The organism is Methylobacterium sp. FW102-HT35C08 (assembly GCF_058790235.1).
In genome coordinates, this window is record NZ_JBYTCL010000002.1 from 5,431,121 (window position 1) to 5,446,244 (window position 15,124).

The window sequence follows — 15,124 nt, forward strand, 5'->3', positions numbered from 1 at the left end:
GTCCCCCGGTCTGGTGAGCCGGGAGTGTGCGGGATGGGGCCGATCTGTCGCAAGAGGGCGACGCAGGTTCCTCCGGCCGCCGCTGCGGCGTGCGGTTGAGCGCAGCCCCGTGTCGCCTGTACCATCTCCGATCGATCGTCCTGCGCCCGAGGAGCGGCAGGCGCCACACGCGGAGCCCCTTGCCCTGACCCGTCGAAGCCTCGCCGCACTCGGCCTCGGCGGCGTCGCGGCCGCCGCGTCCGGGAACGTCGCGCACGCCCAGGCGCCGGGGGCGCCGGGCAAGCCCGGGACGCTCACCGCCGGCCCGGTCTCGCAGGCGGGCCTCGGCCCGCGCCTGACGCTGCACGCCATCGACAACTTCCACGGCACGCCGGGGGCCGGGATGGTCTGCGACCTGTCCGTGCGCGACGGCGACACCTACCGGCCGCTCAAGACCGTCACCACCGCTGCCAACGGTCGGCCGGCCGAGCCGCTCCTCGTGGATGACGCCCTCAAGCCCGGCCAGTACGAGCTGCTGATGCACGTGGAGGCGTATTTCGCGGCCCTCGGCGTGATCCTGCCGAGCCCGAACTTCCTCAGCCGCGTGCCGATCCGCTTCCGGATCCGCGATGCCGGCCAGCGCTACCACCTGCCGGTGCTGTTCACGCCGTGGGGCTATTCCTACTATCGCGGCAGCTGACGCCCGCTCCGAACCGCTTCGCTGAGGACCCTGCAGGCATGGCCGGCATCTCGACCCACGTCCTCGACACCGATCGCGGGCGCCCCGCCGCTGGGGTCCGCATCGACTTCTCGGTGCTGGACGGGGAGACGTGGCGGCTCGTGAAGAGCGTGGTGACCAACGCCGACGGGCGGACCGACGCGCCAATCCTGGCGGCGAACGAGGCCAAGGCCGGCCAGTACGAGCTGGCCTTCCACGTCGACGATTATTTCCGGGGTCGCGCCGGCACCGACGAGGCCGACATCTTCATCGACAATCCCGTGGTGCGCTTCGCGATCTTCGACCCGAAGCAGCATTATCACGTGCCGATGCTCTGTGCGCCCGGCAGCTTCACCACCTATCGCGGCAGCTGAGGCCCGTGCCCGATCTCGCCGCCGTCAACCGGATGGACGAGGACGCCTTCGTGGGCCTCCTCGGAGGCGTGTTCGAGCACGCCGCCTGGGTGGCCTGGGCCGCCTGGCACGAGCGGCCGTTCGCCAGCGTCGCGGCCCTGCACGCCGCGATGATGCGGGCAGTCCGCGCGGTCCCCGCGGAGACGCGGCGCGCCTTCCTTAACGGCCATCCGGAACTCGCCGGGCCGGAGGCGCGGGCGCGCAGCCTGACGGCGGCTTCGGCGAGCGAGCAGGGCGGCGCCGGGCTCGACCGCATGACCGAGGCCGACGCAGCAGCGTTCGACCGCCTGAACGCCGCCTACCGGGCGCGGTTCGGTTTCCCGTTCATCATCGCGGTGCGCGGCCGGAGCCGGGCCGAGATCCTGGCGGTGTTCGAGGCCCGGATCGGGCGGGATCCGGCGGTCGAGGAGGCGACCGCGCTTGACGAGGTCGCGCAGATCACCCGCATGCGCCTCGATCGCCTGATCGACGCCTGAAGGTGGCTCAGGCCACGGCCGCGCGGGCGTCCTTAATCGCCGCCTCGAAGGCGACGAAGGCCGTGGTGGCCTCGTCCCAGGCATGCGCGCGCACGTGGCGGATGAGGGCCGCCGCCTGCTCGCGGGCGCGCGTCAGCGGCGCCTCCAGGGCGGCCGGCCGCGTCGGGTCGGCGGCGATGCCCGCCGGCGGGTTGTCTGCGGAGCGCATCCCCACCAGGGTCGCCGCGATGGCGCGGCGCCACGCGGCGCAATCGGCCGGGATGCGGGCCAGGCGGTCGTCTACGGCCTCCGCCTTCTGCCGGTCAAGCAGGGTCCGGCCCAGATCCTCGATCTGCTCGAGCTGGCTCAGGGCGTCGCCGATCTCCCGCCGCGCCTTGTCGGTGCCCTCGGCGATCCGGCCGACGTTGCGGGCGATGTCACCGGTGGCCAGGATCTGCTGGCCCAGGATCTCGGAGGCCTCCCGCATCTGCGCGGCGACATTCGCCACGGCGCCGCTCTCCGTCTCGACCCGGGCATTGGCCCGCACCATGGCGGCAGCGCCGGCCTCGACCGCGTTGCGGCTGCGCGTGACCGCCGCCTGCATCGCGGCCATCTCCTCGCGCAGGCCGTTCACACGGGCGCGGATCTCGTCGGTCGCCTTGGCGGTCTGCGCCGACAAGGTCTTGACCTCGGCGGCGACGACCGCGAAGCCGCGGCCCGCCTCGCCGGCCCGGGCCGCCTCGATCGTGGCGTTCAGCGCCAGCAGGTTGGTCTGGGCGGAGATCGCCGCGATGGTGCCGGCCATCTCCTCGATCCGCAGGGCCGCGACCGAGAAGCTGTCGAGCCGGCCGCCGATCTCCTCGGTGCCTTCCTCAATCCCGCGCATGCCCTCGGTGGCGCGATGCAGGTCGCCGACGCAGGTGGCGATACCCGCCCGGGCCGCCTCGGCGGTCTCGGCCGCCGAGGAGGAGCGGGCCGCGATCTCACCGGTTGTGGCGGCGAGTTCCTCGCTGGCAGCGGCGATCAACCGGGCCTGCTCGGCGGTGCCGGAGGCGTCGTGCGTCATCCAGCCGATCGAGGTCCCGGCATCCGAGGCCGAGGCGGACAGACGGGCCAGAAGGGACAGCCACTCGCGATCGACGGCCGGTGCCGCCTCGGGGCGAGGGCTCGTTTCGGCAGGAGCAGCGGGCGGCACCTCGGTCGCGGCAATCGCCTTCACCGGGGTTACGGCCGCGTCCTGGCTCTGGCGCTGCCGGCGCAAACTGAACATGCGGTTCCCTCCGACGCATTAATCGGCGGGACTGTCGCACCGAATCTTCAACCAATGATGAAGGTTGAGGCATGTCTCTGCGCCCGGCTGGAATTGCGGATGCAGCAGAGCGCTCACGTCGTCGTGCGCGATTACGGTGCCCCTGGACCTATTCAGTCCAGGGGCACCTGAGATTACTCGCCCGTCAGAGCCGCCTTGGTGCGGGACCACCAGCCGGCGCGCTTCGGCCGGTCCGGATCGGACGGGGGCGTCAGCACGACCGCGACGGGTTCGGGCGCCGGTTCGGCCGCGGCCTTGGCGGGCTCCGCGGCTTCCGGCGCCGCAGAATCCGGCGCAGATGCCACCGGCAGGTCCACCGCAGCCTCGTCGCGGTTCGCCGCCGGTGCGGCCTCGACCGTCTCGGCCACAGCCTGCGCGCTCACCGGCTCTTCCGCCGGCAGAGCGACCGCCTCGCCCGCAGCCTCCGGGGCCTCGTCCTGCTCGGCGGATTCGCGGCCGCGGCCCTCGCCGCGCCCACGTCCGCCGCGGCGCCCCCGGCGACGGCGGCGCCCACCCTCGTCGTCCGCGCGGGCCGACTCGTCCGGTCCGGCCACCGCCTCCTCGGCATCCCCTGCCTCGGCCGCAACGGCAGGCTGGGCCGGCTCGTCGGCGGCCGGCTCCTCGCCGTCCCACTCCTCGTCCGGGCCGTCCTCCTCGGAGCGCTCGCCGGCCTGGCGATTCTCCTCGGCGCTGCCGTCCTCCGAGCGGCCTTCCTGCCGACCACCGCGCCGACGCCGACGCCGCCGACGCCGCCGGCCGTCGCCCTCTTCGCGCGACGCGTCCTCGCGGGCCTCGGCGTGGCCTTCCTCGGCCTCGCCCTCGGTTTCCGCCTCGACCTCGACCTCGACCTCGTCGGCCTCCTCGTCCTCGTCCTCGAACTCGGTCGTCGGCGAGATTGCCTGGGCGCGTACCCCCGTCACCGGGCCCTCCGCGCGCTGGGCCGGCTCGCCGCGGTCGAGCTGGAACGCCGCGGTGGCCGCCAGGCGCTCGTCGGCCGCGATCGTGATGGTGACGCCGAAGCGCACCTCCAGCTCGCGCAGGTGCCCGCGCTTCTGGTTGAGGATGTAGAGGGCGACCTCGGTGCGGGTGCGCAGGACCAGGTTGTGGGAAGCCGACTTGAGCAGCGCCTCCTCGATCGAGCGCAGGATGTGCAGGGCCACCGAGGCGGTGGCGCGCACGAAGCCCGAGCCGCCGCAATGGGCGCAGGGGATCGAGGAGGATTCCAGCACGCCGGTGCGGATGCGCTGGCGGCTCATCTCCATGAGGCCGAAGGGCGAGATCCGGCCCACCTGGATGCGGGCGCGGTCGTTCTTCAGGCACTCGTTGAGCTTCTTCTCGACGGCGCGGTTGTTCCGCTTCTCCTCCATGTCGATGAAGTCGATGACGATCAGACCCGCGAGGTCGCGCAGGCGGAGCTGGCGGGCGACCTCCTCGGCGGCCTCCAGGTTCGTCTTGAGGGCGGTATCCTCGATGTCGTGCTCGCGGGTGGCTCTCCCTGAGTTCACGTCGATCGAGACCAGGGCCTCGGTCGGGTTGATCACGAGGTAGCCGCCGGACTTCAGCGAAACGTGGGTCGAGAACATCGCGTCGAGCTGCTGCTCGACCCCGAAGCGGGCGAAGATCGGCGTCGGGTCGCGGTAGGGCTTCACGACCTTAGACTGGCCGGGCATCAGCATCCGCATGAAGTCCTTGGCCTCGCGGTAGGCGTCCTCGCCGGCGACCAGAACCTCGTCCAGATCCTTGTTGTAGAGGTCACGGATGGCGCGCTTGATCAGCGAGCCCTCCTCGTAGACCAGCGCCGGGGCCATCGAGGTCAGCGTCAGCTCGCGGACCGATTCCCACAGGCGCATCAGGTACTCGAAGTCGCGGGCGATCTCGGGCTTGGAGCGCGAGGCGCCGGCGGTGCGCAGGATCACGCCCATCCCCTCGGGCACCTCCAGGTCCTGCACGACCTCCTTGAGGCGCTTGCGGTCGGCCGCCGAGGTGATCTTGCGGGAGATGCCGCCGCCGCGGCCGGTGTTGGGCATCAGCACCGAGTAGCGGCCGGCGAGCGACAGGTAGGTGGTGAGCGCCGCGCCCTTCGTGCCGCGCTCCTCCTTGACCACCTGCACGAGGATGATCTGGCGGCGCTTGATCACCTCCTGGATCTTGTACTGGCGGCGGTAGTGGCGGGGCCGCTCGGGGATCTCGGCCAGCGCGTCGCCGTTGCCGCCGACCTGCGCGATCTTGGGCTCGGCGTCGGGGTCGTCGGAATCCTCGTCCGAGTCGTCATCCTCGTCGGACTCGTCTTCGTCGTCCTCATCCTCGTCGTCGTCGGACTCCTCGTCCTCCGCATCCTCCTCGTCGGAGGACTCGTCGGCCTCGTCGTCGGCGACCGGCTCGGACGCGTCCGCCGTGACGGTCTCGGCCGGCGCCTCAGCCACGGTCAGCGCTTCCGCGATGGCGATCCGGGCCTCGGGCTCGACCGGGCTGTCCTGGTCGGTCGCGGCGTCCTCGGCCTGCGCCGCGACCGGGGCGGGGTCGATTGCTTCGGCGGCGGGCTCGGCAGCCGGCTCGGCGGCGAAATCGGCGCCCTGCGCCGGCTCGGCCTGTGGCTCGGCGATATCGTCGGCCGCAGTCTCGGAGGCGAGCGCCTCCTGCACCGCCTCGGGGTTCTCGGCGAGCGTGTCGGGCATGCCGGCCGGCGCGATCCCGGCCTCCGGGGGCGTCTCGGCGCGCTCCGCGACCTGACCATCGTCACCCTCGACCTGGGCAGTCTCGTGCGCGGCTTCGTGCGCGTCCTCGGCGCTCACCGTCTCGTCAGCGCTGCGGGCGCGGGCCTCGGCGCGGCGACCGCGGGAGCGGCGGGGCGAGCGGCGGCGGCGCTCCTCGCGCTCGCGGTGCTCCTCGGCGTCGCGGGCCTCCTCCTCGAGGAGCGCCTGCCGATCGGCGAGGGGGATCTGGTAGTAGTCGGGGTGGATCTCGTTGAAGGCCAGGAAGCCGTGGCGGTTGCCGCCGTACTCGACGAAGGCCGCCTGGAGCGACGGCTCCACCCGGGTGACCTTGGCGAGATAGATGTTGCCGCGCAGCTGACGCCGGTTGGCGGCTTCGAAGTCGAACTCCTCGACCCTAGACCCGTGAACCGTGACGACTCGGGTCTCCTCCGAGTGCATCGCGTCGATCAGCATTTTGTTGGCCATGTCGGACTCTCGGCATGGCGGCCGACGTCGTTCTCCGTGCCCGTGGTCCCGGCGGCGCCTCGCCCGACGTCAAACCTGTCGGGCGTGGTGCCGGCCTCGTCGCCGAGGCGGATGGGTTCGAGGGGAAATTGCCGTCAACCGCCGTTCGGCGCCCTGGGCGCCTGGGGTTGAAACAGGCCGGATCGAGGGACGGACCGGACCGACGCACCTCTCGCGCCTCCGGGGCACGCGCAGCGTTATGCTGGGCCGTGCGTCCGTCCATCGTGGTTCCGACCTCGCGAAACGATCTCGGCCGGCGGGAACCGGCCGTGAATTCCTGGGGTGCGGCGGAGGATCCCCGCCGCGTCGTGCGACACCTGCCCGATCGCGGGCGACAACCGTCGCCGCCAGACGGACCGACAGGATCCGCCGCGATACCGCAACCGTTTTCGCAAGGAATTCGGCCACGTCCGCGGGCCGTTGCGGCGGCCGGCGGGACCGGAAAGGGGTCGGTATCATTACAGACCGCTGCGCGGATTTGGCAAGGGTCAAGCGTGAAGAGATGTCACGGGGCTGTCACGGCTGTGATGCCAAGCGGCCCGTCATCTCGGGGCCGCGCAACGGAGCCCGGGATCCAGAGGCGCCAACACAGAAAGTTCTGGCGACGACGTGGTTCTAGATCGGCCGCCTCAGGCGTGCCCCTTCGGGTCCGGGGCGCCTGCGGCGCCCCGGAATGATGGAGCGGGTGCAAACGTCGTCCTGCTTCTACTCGGCCGCCGCGAGTTGCGGCGCCACCCCCGACAGCGCCGCGGGCCTCGGACCGCCGGTCGCCCAGTCGAGCAGCTCCACCGTGTGGACGATCGGGATGCTTGTGCCCTTCCCAATCTGCGTCGCGCAGCCGATGTTGCCGGTGGCGATCACGTCGGGGCGCACGCGCTCGATATTGGCGACCTTCCGGGCGCGCAGCTTCAGGGCCAGCTCGGGCTGGAGGATGTTGTAGGTCCCCGCCGAGCCGCAGCAGATATGGCCCTCGGGCACGTCCTTCACGGTGAAGCCGGCCCGCTTGAGCAGGGCCTTCGGCTCCGTCCGGATGCCCTGGCCGTGCTGCATCGAGCAGGCCGAGTGGTACGCCACCACCAGGTCGCTCGCATCCGTGGTCGTCTTCAGGTCGAGCTGCGCCACGTACTCGGTCACGTCCTTGGCCAAGGCTGAGACCCGCTGCGCCTTCTCGGCATAGGCCGGGTCGTCCCGGAACATGAAGCCGTAATCCTTGATCGTCGTGCCGCAGCCGGACGCCGTCACCAGGATCGCGTCGAGGCCCTTGGCGATCTCGGCATCCCAGGCGTCGATCGTCTGCTTGGCGTGGGCGTGGGCCGAATGCTCCTTACCCATGTGGTGGGTCAGCGCCCCGCAGCAGCCCTCGTTGGCGTGCACCACCTCGATCCCGTGGCGGTTGAGCAGCCGGATCGCCGCCGCGTTGAAGTCTGGCCGCAGCACGCTCTGGGCGCAACCGCGCAGCAGCGCGACACGCTTGGCGGCCTGTCCGTTCGCCGGCGCGAACCGGCCCGGCCGGTTCGTCGGCTCACGCGGCGGCATCCCGGCCGGGGCGAGGTCGAGCATGGCAGCGAGGCGGTTGCCCACGCGCGGCAGGCGGCCGACCAGCCCGCGGAACGGCGCGCCGAGCTTGGCGGCGACCAGCGCGAGGCGGAAGCGGTTCGGGTAGGGCAGGACCTGGGCGAGCAGGGCGCGCAGGAAGCGGTCGCCCGTCGGCCGCGCGTAGGTCTTCTCGATATGCGCCCGGGCATGATCGACGAGGTGCATGTAATGCACCCCCGACGGGCAGGTGGTCATGCAGGACAGGCAGGAGAGGCAGCGGTCGACATGCTTGACCACCTCCTGCGAGGCCGGCTTGCCGCCCTCCAGCATGTCCTTGATCAGATAGATCCGCCCGCGCGGGGAATCGAGCTCGTCGCCGAGCAGCAGGTAGGTCGGGCAGGTCGCCGTGCAGAAGCCGCAATGCACGCAGGTCCGCAGGATTTTCTCCGAGGCCGCCATGGCGGGGTCGGCGAGCTGGGCGGGGGCGAAGTTGGTCTGCACGGGTCACATCCTCGGCGCCTCGCCTCCCCGCGACCGGGAAGGGGCGGAATCTGAAGCTTACAGTCCGGCGTACATCCGGCCGGGGTTGAGCAATCCGGCGGGATCGTGCGCCGCCTTGATGCCAGCGGTGAGCCGCATCAGCGGCTCAGCCAGCGGTTGGAACACCGGGACGGCGGCGCGCACGGCGTCGGGGGCGCGCACCAGCGTGGCGTGGCCGCCCTGGGCCTGCACGGCCCGGCGCACCGTCGCGGCGCCGGCATCGCCTTCGGAGCCGGTGGCGAGCCAGATCAGGCCGCCGCCCCAGTCGAAGAACCAGCGGGCGTCGCGCTCCGCCGCGACCGCCGCCGCCAGGGCCGGCCCGTGGGTCGGCGCGGTCGAGATCCGCCAGAGCGCGGCCTCGCGCGGCTCGGCCAGCGGCGCGGCATCGCGCACCGACCGCCAGAGGGCGGCGCCGGCCTCGCCGTCCAGGATCTCCGCCGACCCGTAGCGCTTGAGCAGGCGGCGCAACTCGCCCGTCCGGTAGTCGATCGAGTCCGAAAAGCCTTCGAGGCGCATCAGGGTCCGCGCCTGCGGGGCGTCGATCCCCGCCGGCAGGTGGGCCGCGCCGGTCAGCTCGAACGGCGAGCCCAGGGCCTCCGACAGGGCCGCGATCCCGCGCGCGTCGTCGAGACCCGGGAAGATCAGCGTGGCGACGCGCTCGCAGGATGGCAGCACCTTGAAGGTCACCTCGGTGAGGAGCCCGAGCGTGCCGTGGGCGCCGGCCATCAGCTTCACCAGGTCGAGGCCGGTGACATTCTTCATCACCCGGCCGCCCGACTTGATCGCCTCGCCCCGCCCGTTGACGAAGCGCACGCCGATCAGGCTGTCACGCGCCGCCCCGGCATTGATCCGTCGCGGGCCGGCATTGTTGATCGCCGCCACGGCCCCGAAGGTCGGTTCGCCGGTGGTGCCGTAGAGGCCGCGCAGGTCCATCGGCTCGAAGGGCAGCATCTGGCCCCGGGAGGCGAGCAGGGCCTCGACCTCGGCGAGCGGCGTGCCGGCCCGGGCGGCCACCACCATTTCGGCGGGCTCGTAGAGCGTGACGCCGGTGAGCGCTTTCGCCGAGAGCGTCGCGCTGTCCTGCGCGGGCCGGCCGAGACCCGCGGCGGTCCCGCCGCCGGCCAGCCGCAGGCGCTCGCCGCGCCCGGCGGCCGCCCGCACGATCTCCCCGGCCTCCGCCTCGGTGCCGGGCTCGTAGACGCCCATCGTTTCCGCCCCGGTCCTGTTTGTAGCCATTCCAGGACGGGTGTCGCCGGAACGGGCGGCGGATTCAAGCGGAGGCGGCGTCGCGGGGTTTCAGCGGCCGGCTTTCCTGATCGGAGCCGTGTCCGCGGCGCGATCGCAGCTCACCCGGCCGGGCTCGCTGCGGCCTCCGGCATCGGGAAGGTCGCGTAGGCAGGCCGCTCCAGCGTCGCGGGGCGATCACCGGCAAGCGGTGTCTCCCCGGCGGCGAGCGCGTCGACCAGCCGGTCGATCCGGACCAGGGCGAGGCCGCGCCCGCCGGCGGAGCTGCCCGTGGTGCCCAGAACCTTGCCGCCGGCCGTGATCTCGGTGCCGGGCGCGGGGGCGCCGTCCGGGTAGGCGGCCGCCAGGATGCGGGTCCGGGCGGTACCCCGGTGCTGCATCCGAGAGACCACCTCTTGGCCGACATAGCAGCCCTTCTTGAAGTCGATCCCGCCGAGCTGGTCCATCAGCGCCTCGTGCGGGAACGCGTCTCCGAAGGCGTAGTCGCGCCCGCCCTCCGGGATGCCCAGCGCGATCCGGTGCGCGTGGTAATCGGCCTCCGCGGCGTCGGCCGAGAAGGCGCCTTCGGCCGCGTAGAGGCGGGACCCGAGATCGGCGTGGCGGGAATCGGCGACCGCCTCGGCGGCGGCCGGCGCGGGCCCCTCCCAGGCGGCAGCCACCGCCACGGTCGGGTCGGCGGTGATCGCGACCTGGGCGCGCAGCCGGTAGAGCGACAGCCGCTTGGCGAGATCGGCCGCCCGGTCCACCTGCACGTCGAACCGGAACCCGTCCGGCAGCCGCGACACGAGGAAGTCGAACAGGATCTTGCCCTGGGCCGTCAGCAGGGCACCGAGGCGCGCCTCGCCGGCCTGCAGCGTCTCGACATTGCAGGTCAGCACGCCCTGAAGGAGCGCGTCGGCGTCCAGGCCGGTGACGGCGACGAGAGCGCGGTCCGGCAGCAGGGCGACGGGCATGGCAGGCTGATCCTCACAGGACTGGAGCGGTCCAGCGTGCTGGACCGCGGAAGCGGGAGGTAGTCGTTGCCCGCCCGCGCCTCAACCGTCCGCGATCCGGCCCTCAGTGCTGGAGGGTCGTGGTGAAGGCGCCACCGCGGATGCGCTCCGGGAATCCTTCCGCGTAACGAGCCGTGGCTTCCTCACCGTAGGTCATGACCAGTTCCTGGAAGGCGGCGAACAGGGCGGCCTGAGCCATGCAGTCTCCGTCGAGCCCGTCGAGGCAGCCTTCTGCGAACGCTTCCGAGACGTAACTCAGCGCGACACGTTTCTCCTCGACATCGACCTCGAGAGGAGCGGTGTGAGAGATATGCTGCATGGCCCGATACTTCCATTGCGCCGGGCACAAGACCCGGCGGACACAACGGATGATAAGCAGGTCCCTGCGGCTCGGCCAGCCGGGAATTTCGAATCGGTTAACGCGAGGGCTCAAATCCGACGCTTCGCCGGCATGCCTGAGCAGTGTGTTGCGCCTGCATCACCCCCCGAAACGGCCTGCCAGCGCGTGCGACAGCCGGTCGCCCTCGGCGACGTAGCGGGCGGCCGCCTCGTGGGCGGCCGGCGTGCAGACCCGGTAGGTCAGCGCGTAGCCGCGATAGCCGCGGTTGTAGGCGCCGGCCAGACGGTCGCGGCGGACGGGGGTCACGCCCTCGGAGTCAATCAGCGCCTTCATGCGGGCCGGCCAGTCCGCGGCATCCGGCGCGCTGCAGAGGCCGCGCAGAAAGGCCAGCGCCCCGATGATCTCGGACATGCGCATCAGGTCGCGGTCGTAGGGGGCCGGACTGTCGGCGGGTGAGTTCGTCTCCTTGGGCGCGTCCTTGGCGTCCTTGCTGGCGGACGCCGCCGGGCGGCCGGAGCGCTGCTGCGCCATAGCCGGCGCGGCGGCTTGACCGGCGAGCGCCGCCAGCAGGCACAGGATCGTCGCGCGCCTCACGCTGTCACCGTCCCGCCGCGGGCCGGATTGCGGTCCCGAACCCGCGCGAACGCCTCCTGCAGGGTTTCGACCAGGCCCGGCGTCGTCGGCAGGGTGGCGACCTCGGCGAGCGTCGCCCACCGGGTGCCGAGGGCCTCGGGTCCGGCCACCGGCTCGCCGCCGTGCCACAGGGCGGCGTGTGGGTGCACGACGTAATGGTGCCGGGCGCGGCCGGCCTCGTCCCGGACGATGATCTCGGTGGGCGAGAGCACGCCGACCACCTCGGCGGTCAGGCCGACTTCCTCGGACAACTCGCGCAGGGCCGCCTCGGCCAAAGCCTCCCCCGCCTCCACGAGGCCGCCCGGCAGCGTCCAGACGCCGCGCATCGGCTCGTTGGCGCGGGCCGCCAGCAGGACGCGCTCGTCCCGGATCACCGCGATCGACGCACCCACGAACGGGCGCGCCGGGAACAGGCGGCTGTCGGCCTGGGCGTCCGCCGTCATGGTTTTCCCCCATCGGGCGCGACGACCGCCACCCGGCCGTCGGCGAGGCCGACCAGCAGCCGCGCCGCCGCCCCCTCGCCCAGGACCACGATTCCGGTCTCGGCCGGGGCCGGGAGCGGCACGCGTAGGCGCTCGTGCAGGGATCCCTTCGCCGAGACCAGGGCGATCTCGGCGCGGCCCGCCACGGGCAGCACCAGCTCGGGCGCGCCGCTGGCGGGTGTTGTCACGGCGAGGTCGGAATCGCCGTCGCCGGCCGCGTAGCCCTCGGCCGCGCCGCCGGCCTCGATCCGGTCGGGATGCAGCGTCCAGAGCTGGAGCCGGCCGCCGGCGCTGACCGTCGCGGCCTGGACGGCGCCGGACCCGGAGAAGTCGGCGATGCCGGCAATCTTCAGGGGCGGCCTGGGCTGCGGCGGCGTGCGTGCCGCGACCGTCCAGGCCGCGCCCGGGTCACCGGCCGGGCGCTCGATCAGCGCGAGCCCGCCGGTCTCCGCACCCGAGCGCGTGGAGGCCAGCAGCGCCGGACGATCTCCGAGGCGGAGCAGGCGCGGCCGCAGGGGCGCGAACACCGCGTCGCCCCCGGCCGGAACCGTCACGGTCGCCACCGGGACGGGCTTGGGGTCGGTGCTGACCGCCATCGGCTGGCGCTCGCGGATGGTCAGGACGGCCGCCGCGGCGCTGCCGTCCGGCGCGCGGGTGCGTCCGGTGAGATAGGCGCTCAAGGGACCGGAGAGCGCCCGGCGCGAGCCCGGCACGGCCCCGCGCGGCGTCTCCGCGGCGGTCAGCCCCTCGACCGCCTCCCGGCCGATTGGGCGGACGCTCACGGCTCCCTCGGAGAGCGACAGCACGGCACCACCGTCGTCGCCCCAGACCACGGCGATCGGCGCGCTCTCCTCGTCGCCGGCCTGCTGGCTCACCTTCGCGCCGGCGATCGGCAGCAGCCCGGAGGTCGCCACCGAGACGGCGGCCTCGCTGCGGGGGCCGCGCAGGGCCCGGACCTTGAAGGGCAGGTCGAGGATCCGGATCCCGGGCTCCGCCCGCGCGGCGGCCAGGGGCACGCTGCACAGGAGCAGGCCGATGAGGAGAGCCCGGCGCAGAGGAGCCGGGCCGTGACCCACGGCGTTCGTGCCCGAGGGGGCAGGCGTTCTGGTCAAACGTGCTGGCCGCCGTTGATGTGGAGTTCGGCCCCGTTCACGTAGGACGAGGCCTCGGTGCACAGGAAGTAGATCGCTTTGGCGACCTCGTCCGGTGTGCCGAGCCGGCGCTGCGGGATCTGCTCGACGAGCTTCTCGGTGCCGGGCGACAGGATCGACGTGTCGATCTCGCCCGGCGAGATCGCGTTGACCCGCACGCCCAGCGGCCCGAAATCGGCGGCCATCTCGCGGGTCAGGCCGGCCAGCGCCGCCTTCGAGGTGCCGTAGGCGGCGCCCGCGAAGGGGTGGACGCGCGAGCCCGCGATCGAGGTCACGTTGACGATCGAGCCCTTGGCCCGGGCGAGCTCGTCGCGCAGGCCGCGGGCCAGAAGGATCGTGGCGAACAGGTTGACCTGGAACACGCGCTGCCACGCATCGAACTCGGTCGCCAGGGCGCCGAGGCGCTCGCCGTCCGGCCCCTTGGGCGAGATGCCGGCATTGTTGACCAGCGCGTGCAGCACGCCGCCCTCGGCGGCGAGCCGGCCCCGGACCTCCTCGACGGCGCGGACCGTGTCCTGCGCATCGGCGAGATCGACCTGGAGATGGTCCTCGGGACCCATCTCCCAGGGGCAGTTCTCCGGGAAGGCGTGGCGCGAGCAGGTGATCACGCGCCAGCCCGCGGCCGAGAACCGCTTGACGGTGGCGTGGCCGATGCCCCGGCTCGCACCCGTGAGCAGCATGATGCGCCGGCGTTCGTTGACGGGGAGGGCCAAAGCCGTAAGCCTCGCTGGCGTTCTAAAGGATCGCAGCCCGGTCCGGGCGCGCGGGTCGTGCCGCTGAGCCTGAACGGTCTAGGCGTACGGGGACCGGAAATCCAGAGCACGCCGCGTGCCGGGCACGATGCAGGGACGATGCAGGGGAGGGGAAATGCATGGCCAGCGAGAAGACCAGCGCGGAGCGCATGCCGGCGATCCCGGCCGGCGGCCTCACGGAGGCGCAGGCCGCGGCCGCGGCGGCGTTCGAGGCCGAGCGCGGCGTTCCGGTCTTCGGGCCGTTCGTGCCGCTGCTGCGCAGCCCCGAGCTGATGCTCTGCGCAAGCCGGATGGGACTCTACCTGCGCTACGGCAGCGCCCTGCCGCTGCGCATCAGCGAGTTCGTGATCCTGATCGTGGCCCGGGACTGGAGCCAGCCGGTGGAATGGGCCATCCACCACCCAATCGCCCTGAAGGCCGGCGTCGCACCCGAGACCGCGCAGGCCCTGGCCGAGGGGCGGCGCCCCGACACGATGAGCGCCGACGAGGCCCTGGCCTACGCCTTCTCGACCGAACTGATGCGCAACCGCGCGGTGAGCGACGCGACCTACGCGGCCGTGGTGGCGCGCTTCGGCGAGCAGGGGGCGATCGATCTCACCGGCATCAACGGCTATTACGCGCTGCTCGCCATGACAATGAACGTCGCCCGCACGGCGGTCCCGGAGGGCGGATCCGCGCCGCTGCCGCCGCTGGTGCGGTAGGGTGGGAAGGTGCCGTCGCAGCGCCCCTTCGCATCGCAGTCCCCACCCGCATCCGCACCGCTTGTGGCGCCGGCCGCTTCGGTCTAACCGTCCTCCCCCATGCGGGCGCCCGTCGTGCGATCCGCCAGCCCCCGAAAACCCGGCCGGACGAGAGCCATGGTCGCCCATACCCGCGCCGATTCGGCGCCCAAGCCCACCGATCCGGCGCTGGCCGGTGCCCGGATTCTCGTCGTCGAGGCGCGCTATTACGACGCGATCGCCGACGAGCTCCTCGCCGGCGCCCTGGCGGCGATCGAGGCGGCCGCCGCGAAGGCCACCGTGGTGACGGTGCCGGGCGCCCTGGAGATCCCCGCCGCGGTGGCGATCCTGCTCGACACGGGGTCCTACGACGCCGTGGTGGCGCTCGGCTGCGTGATCCGCGGCGAGACCGGCCATTACGACATCGTCGCCGGCGAGAGCGCCCGCGCGCTGATGGACCTGTCGGTCGGCCGCCGCGTGCCGCTGGGCAACGGCATTCTCACCGTCGAGACCGAGGCGCAGGCGCTGGCCCGCGCTCGGGTCGCCGAGATGAACAAGGGCGGCGGCGCGGCCGAGGCGGCGCTCGGCGTGCTCGCCCTGAAGCGCGCGGCCGAGGCCGCCCGCCCGCGATGACGGATACCT

The 15,124-nt window shown here is 72.8% G+C and carries 15 protein-coding genes; 5 read left to right on the top strand and 10 right to left on the bottom strand.

From position 1 onward, the window contains the following. The first annotated feature begins 109 nt into the window (after nt 1–109). The 3 genes from uraH (AC3WSN_RS26005) to uraD are packed head-to-tail and all read left to right on the top strand — an operon-like array spanning nt 110 to nt 1,586. Nucleotides 110–679 carry a hydroxyisourate hydrolase gene (gene uraH / locus AC3WSN_RS26005; protein ID WP_492541925.1) on the top strand — a complete coding sequence of 190 codons (570 nt, stop codon included), beginning with the start codon at nt 110–112 and terminating at the stop codon, nt 677–679. A 38-nt stretch (nt 680–717) separates the two neighbouring features. After that, nucleotides 718–1,071, top strand: a complete 354-nt coding sequence (gene uraH, locus AC3WSN_RS26010) for a hydroxyisourate hydrolase (RefSeq protein ID WP_238194568.1) — start codon at nt 718–720, stop codon at nt 1,069–1,071. A gap of 5 nt (nt 1,072–1,076) precedes the next feature. Beyond that, a complete protein-coding gene (gene uraD, locus AC3WSN_RS26015; protein WP_492541927.1) occupies nt 1,077–1,586 on the top strand; it encodes a 2-oxo-4-hydroxy-4-carboxy-5-ureidoimidazoline decarboxylase in 510 nt (169 codons plus the stop codon). 7 nt (nt 1,587–1,593) lie between these two features. Here the strand turns inward: uraD and AC3WSN_RS26020 are convergent, their stop codons facing one another. From AC3WSN_RS26020 to AC3WSN_RS26065, 10 genes are all read right to left on the bottom strand, one after another. After that, entirely contained in the window at nt 1,594–2,835 is a 1,242-nt protein-coding gene (locus AC3WSN_RS26020; protein ID WP_492541928.1) for a methyl-accepting chemotaxis protein, read from the bottom strand. A gap of 173 nt (nt 2,836–3,008) precedes the next feature. After that, nucleotides 3,009–6,053 (bottom strand): Rne/Rng family ribonuclease, encoded by a 3,045-nt coding sequence (locus tag AC3WSN_RS26025; RefSeq protein WP_492541930.1) that lies wholly within the window; start codon nt 6,051–6,053, stop codon nt 3,009–3,011. A gap of 744 nt (nt 6,054–6,797) precedes the next feature. Then, entirely contained in the window at nt 6,798–8,129 is a 1,332-nt protein-coding gene (gene glcF, locus AC3WSN_RS26030) for a glycolate oxidase subunit GlcF (protein WP_192706105.1), read from the bottom strand. Nucleotides 8,130–8,186: 57 nt separating this feature from the next. Next, nucleotides 8,187–9,374, bottom strand: coding sequence for an FAD-binding protein (locus AC3WSN_RS26035; protein WP_492541932.1), 1,188 nt, complete (start codon nt 9,372–9,374; stop codon nt 8,187–8,189). 140 nt (nt 9,375–9,514) lie between these two features. Then, nucleotides 9,515–10,366: a CAF17-like 4Fe-4S cluster assembly/insertion protein YgfZ gene (gene ygfZ / locus AC3WSN_RS26040; RefSeq protein ID WP_492541934.1), complete on the bottom strand. Its 852-nt coding sequence runs from the start codon at nt 10,364–10,366 to the stop codon at nt 9,515–9,517. Nucleotides 10,367–10,469: 103 nt separating this feature from the next. Beyond that, a complete protein-coding gene (locus tag AC3WSN_RS26045; RefSeq protein WP_160534062.1) occupies nt 10,470–10,724 on the bottom strand; it encodes a hypothetical protein in 255 nt (84 codons plus the stop codon). Nucleotides 10,725–10,883: 159 nt separating this feature from the next. Continuing rightward, the gene (locus AC3WSN_RS26050; protein WP_492543258.1) at nt 10,884–11,276 is read right to left on the bottom strand and encodes a TIGR02301 family protein; all 393 of its coding nucleotides are present in this window, start codon (nt 11,274–11,276) and stop codon (nt 10,884–10,886) included. Nucleotides 11,277–11,335: 59 nt separating this feature from the next. Continuing rightward, nucleotides 11,336–11,821, bottom strand: a complete 486-nt coding sequence (locus tag AC3WSN_RS26055; RefSeq protein WP_492541936.1) for an NUDIX hydrolase — start codon at nt 11,819–11,821, stop codon at nt 11,336–11,338. Then, nucleotides 11,818–12,936, bottom strand: coding sequence for a hypothetical protein (locus AC3WSN_RS26060; protein WP_492541938.1), 1,119 nt, complete (start codon nt 12,934–12,936; stop codon nt 11,818–11,820). The genes AC3WSN_RS26055 and AC3WSN_RS26060 overlap by 4 nt, the downstream gene beginning before the upstream one ends. 32 nt (nt 12,937–12,968) lie before the next feature. Continuing rightward, nucleotides 12,969–13,691, bottom strand: coding sequence for an SDR family NAD(P)-dependent oxidoreductase (locus AC3WSN_RS26065; protein WP_192707305.1), 723 nt, complete (start codon nt 13,689–13,691; stop codon nt 12,969–12,971). Nucleotides 13,692–13,882: 191 nt separating this feature from the next. On the opposite strand from AC3WSN_RS26065, the gene AC3WSN_RS26070 reads away from it, so the two are divergent. Together AC3WSN_RS26070 and ribH are read left to right on the top strand one after the other, a co-directional pair. Further along, complete coding sequence (locus AC3WSN_RS26070; protein ID WP_492541940.1) at nt 13,883–14,464, top strand: carboxymuconolactone decarboxylase family protein; 582 nt, start codon at nt 13,883–13,885, stop codon at nt 14,462–14,464. Between the two features lie 156 nt (nt 14,465–14,620). Next, entirely contained in the window at nt 14,621–15,115 is a 495-nt protein-coding gene (ribH, locus tag AC3WSN_RS26075; RefSeq protein ID WP_492541942.1) for a 6,7-dimethyl-8-ribityllumazine synthase, read from the top strand. The last annotated feature ends 9 nt before the right edge of the window (nt 15,116–15,124 follow it).